We start from the raw sequence: 3711 nt of genomic DNA, 5'->3' as shown, positions 1-3711 counted from the left end.
GTTCGCTGCTTCGTCGGCAGCGAAGCGCTGCTCGCGCAGCTCTCCCTCGGCGGCGAGGAGCGGGCGCGCGTTACCGAAGACCTCGCGCGCCTGAAGGCGGAGGGCCTCACCGTGGTGCTCGCCGCGGAATCCACGCGCGTGTTGGGCCTGTTCGGCCTCGCTGATGAACTCCGTCCGGAAGCCCCGGACGTCGTCCGCGCCTTGCACCGCGCCGGAGTCGCCCGCACCGTCATGCTGACGGGCGACCACGCCGCGGCAGCCCAAGCGATCGCTGACCGCAGCGGTGTCAGCGAATGGCATGCCGGCCTGCTGCCGGAGCAGAAGGTCGCGCACATCCAGGCGCTGGCCGGCCGCGGGACGGTAGCGATGGTCGGCGACGGGATCAACGACGCTCCGGCCTTGGCCGCAGCCGACCTCGGGATCGCCATGGGCCAAGGCACGGACAGCGCCGTAGAGACCGCCGACATCGTGCTGATGCAGGATCATCTTGGCCATCTCCCCCGCGCCATCCGCATCGCCCGGCGGGCCGGCCGGATCGTCACCTGGAATATCGGCCTCTCCCTTGCGCTTAAGCTGATGGCCCTGCTGCTGACGATCCCCGGCTGGCTCACGCTGTGGGTGGCCGTCATGTCCGATATGGGGGCGACCATCCTCGTGACGCTGTTTGGACTGACGATTTTACTGGGCAAGGACCCGCAAACAGCGGATTCGCCGAAGGTTCAGGTCATCCCCCATCGCTAGCATCCATTTGCAAATCAAAGCGCCCCTCCGGGATCCAACCGGATAGGGGCGCTTCTCTTTTGCCTCGTCTATTCAGTTTACGCGTCCAATGCCGCCTTCAGCTCTTCCGGCGAGCGGTCCCACCATTCCGCGTTGGTCTCGATCAGCAGCTGCTTCAACCCGGCCTTCTGCTCTTTGCTCAACCCGTCCAAAATCACTCTGCGTTTTAACGCATAATCCATTTTGTTGACATGGTCAGCAAGAATTTTCCAGCCTCGGCGCGCTTCAGTATCAATCAACATCTCGCAAGCCGTCATTCCACCGTAGAACTGGCCTTCCGGCCCGCGGTCTACCGCAACCCAAACGATCCAGACCTGGCGGCCATTCGGAACGTCCTCACGGTTGGTCGAAAATTTGATGCCTTTCTCCACCTTGCTTTTGGCGTGCATGGCTCCGATGTCAATGTACACCTCATCGCCGTCGATGATGACCGGGGACATGCTGTTCAAATCGATGGAACCCGCGCCAAAGCCTTTATGTTTGCTCTTCTCATCATTACTGATAATGTTGAGGGCAAAAATCTTTTTACCCGATTTCGGTGTCTGATCCATAATTCCCTCCATATTCCTGCGTGCCTGCCGCCTCCGTTCCCATTAAACAAAAGCGGCTTATATAGTTATCCTTACATTTCAATCCAAGTTCAAAAAATGGCTTTTTAACTACCTCTCAATTTTAACTAATAATCTTCCAAATGCAAACATATACATGCTGTAGATGCTTGTCAACGGGAGGTATCCATTGTATGACCCGACGTACTATTGTCTACGGCATTTCCATCCTTGCCTTGTGCCTCACCCTCGGAGCCGCCTGGGTGACCCTGCGGGGAGGGGGGGATTCGCTGGCTTCGTTCGTACCGGCCAAGGCGGGGCCTAAAGCGGTCCAAAAAACCGGACAAACCCCTGCACCGCCGCAAACTGAAACCATTCAGCAACCGACCGCCGAAGTGCTCAGCAATCGGGTCGCCGAATACCACATCGACGTCACGCTGAACGAGCAGGAAGGTACGTTAACCGGCTCGGAGACGCTGACCTGGACCCATCCCGGCAAGAAAACGATCAACGAGGTGTACTTGCACTTATATCCTAACGCGTTTGCTTCCGAGGATACGACTTTTATGAAGGAATCGGGCGGAAAACTGCGGAACGACGTCATGCCCAAAGACGGCTGGGGATCCATGGAGATCACCGAGCTGAAAACGACCGACGGCATCTCCTTGCTGCATCGGATTCAGTACGTTCAGCCTGACGACGGCAATACGAAGGATAAAACTTTAGCCAAGGTGCGGCTGCCCGTGCCGGTCCAGGGCGGCGAAAGCCTGACGCTGCGGATGAAATTTACCGTCAAGCTGCCGAAGATTTTTGCCCGCATGGGCGTGGCCGACGATTTCGTCATGGCAGGGCAATGGTTTCCTAAGATTAGCGTGTACGAGCCGGTGGGTACCCGGGGGCGGACGTCCGAAGGCTGGAACCTCCATCAGTATCACGGGAACTCGGAATTTTACTCCGACTTTGGGATTTATAGTGTAAAGATCAACGTGCCCGAAACGTACACCGTGGCAGCCACCGGTTTTCAGACCAAAAAGGCGGTCTTGAAGGACGGACGGAAAACCTTGCAATTCTACGCCGACGACGTCCACGATTTCGCTTGGGCGGCTTCGCCGAACTTCATCTATGTAGAAGAGCCGTTCTCCTCTGCCGAAGTTCCCGGCGTGCGGATCAAGCTGTATCTCGATCCTGCACATAAGGATCTGAAGGAACGTTACTTCTATGCCGCCAAGGTAGCTCTGGCGAACTACAGTAAGTGGTATGGACGATACCCGTATTCCACGCTGTCCGTTGTGGTTCCACCGGCGAACGCAAACGGTGCGGGAGGTATGGAATATCCAACCTTGGTCACCGCGTTTGGAGCCGTCAGCGATTCCCCCGGATACGACGATCTGGAGCGCACGGTCATCCATGAAATCGCCCATCAGTTCTTCTACGGGATGATCGCCAACAATGAATTCGAGGAAGCTTGGCTGGATGAAGCTTTTGCCTCTTATGCAGAGGATAAGCTCATGGAGCAGGAGTTCGGAATCACCCCGAATTTGCCGATCCAGTCCGCCATGATTACCTCGCCGGCTTCCTTGACCCAGAACGCCTGGAAATACGGCTCCGGGGACGGTTATGCCAAGAATGCGTACTACCGAGGCAAGTTAATCCTGTTTGATATCGAGCGGCAGGTCGGCAGCAAGACGATGAAGCGGATTCTGAGCACGTACAGCCAGCAGTACCGGTTTAAGCACCCAACGACCGCCGACTTCCAACGGGTGGTTGAGCAAGTGACCAGCCGCAGCTGGAAAGAGTATTTTCAGCAATACGTCTATGACGGGAAAATGGCGGATTTTGCAGTGGAAAAAATTCAGATCACTCCGATCAGCCAAGAAGGCGGCCGGATTTACGAGTCGAACGTAGTCTTTACCCGCAAAGGGGCAACCCACCCGAAGGTTCCGCTGCTGTTTACCTTCACCGATGGTCACACCGTACGCAAGCAATGGAACGGGGAAGATACTCGCCTCGAGATCAAGCTGCAATATAAAGCACCGCTGGCATGGGTTCAGATCGATCCGGATTACACCTTAACGGTGGAGAACCTTCACATCAACAACTATCTGAAAGCGGAAGTCCCTGAAACCACGCTGTCCCGCTCCAATATGAGCGTCACCAAGCTGCTTGAAGCGATCCTTGGGGGACTTCTGTGGTAAACCTAGGTCCATACTTCTATAAGTCCAGCGGTATGATGTCAAGCTGTTGATTTAATCGAATTGGAAATTTCCCGTGCCTGTTGAGCGCGGAGTCACGAAAAAAGGGCGCATCAAACCAAACCCAGCCAAAAACCATGTCAGATACCAGATTTTTACTTGGAATTGTAAAGGACTTTGGGCAAAGGGGG

3 protein-coding genes are annotated in these 3711 nt (G+C 55.8%); 2 read left to right on the top strand and 1 reads right to left on the bottom strand.

Translation table 11 applies throughout. The features are described 5' to 3' along the window. Positions 1–741, top strand: a 741-nt coding sequence (locus POTG_RS25015; protein WP_232282367.1) for an HAD-IC family P-type ATPase, incomplete at its 5' end; no start/stop codon positions are given. A 77-nt stretch (positions 742–818) separates the two neighbouring features. Here POTG_RS25015 and POTG_RS20765 read toward each other — a convergent pair. Continuing rightward, positions 819–1331 (bottom strand): YwhD family protein, encoded by a 513-nt coding sequence (locus POTG_RS20765; RefSeq protein WP_009226807.1) that lies wholly within the window; start codon positions 1329–1331, stop codon positions 819–821. A gap of 191 nt (positions 1332–1522) precedes the next feature. On the opposite strand from POTG_RS20765, the gene POTG_RS20760 reads away from it, so the two are divergent. Beyond that, the gene (locus POTG_RS20760; RefSeq protein ID WP_009226806.1) at positions 1523–3523 is read left to right on the top strand and encodes a M1 family metallopeptidase; all 2001 of its coding nucleotides are present in this window, start codon (positions 1523–1525) and stop codon (positions 3521–3523) included. Positions 3524–3711 lie beyond the last annotated feature (188 nt).

The sequence above is a fragment of the Paenibacillus sp. oral taxon 786 str. D14 genome, assembly GCF_000159955.1.
Classification (GTDB): domain Bacteria; phylum Bacillota; class Bacilli; order Paenibacillales; family Paenibacillaceae; genus Fontibacillus; species Fontibacillus phoenicis.
This window is presented reverse-complemented; position numbering and strand designations above follow the sequence as displayed.

Bases quoted from the DNA above. Each gene is read 5' to 3' on its own strand.
- POTG_RS20760 (WP_009226806.1), top strand. From the start codon at position 1,523: ATGACCCGACGTACTATTGTCTACGGCATTTCCATCCTTGCCTTGTGC.
- POTG_RS20765 (WP_009226807.1), bottom strand. From the start codon at position 1,331: ATGGATCAGACACCGAAATCGGGTAAAAAGATTTTTGCCCTCAACATT.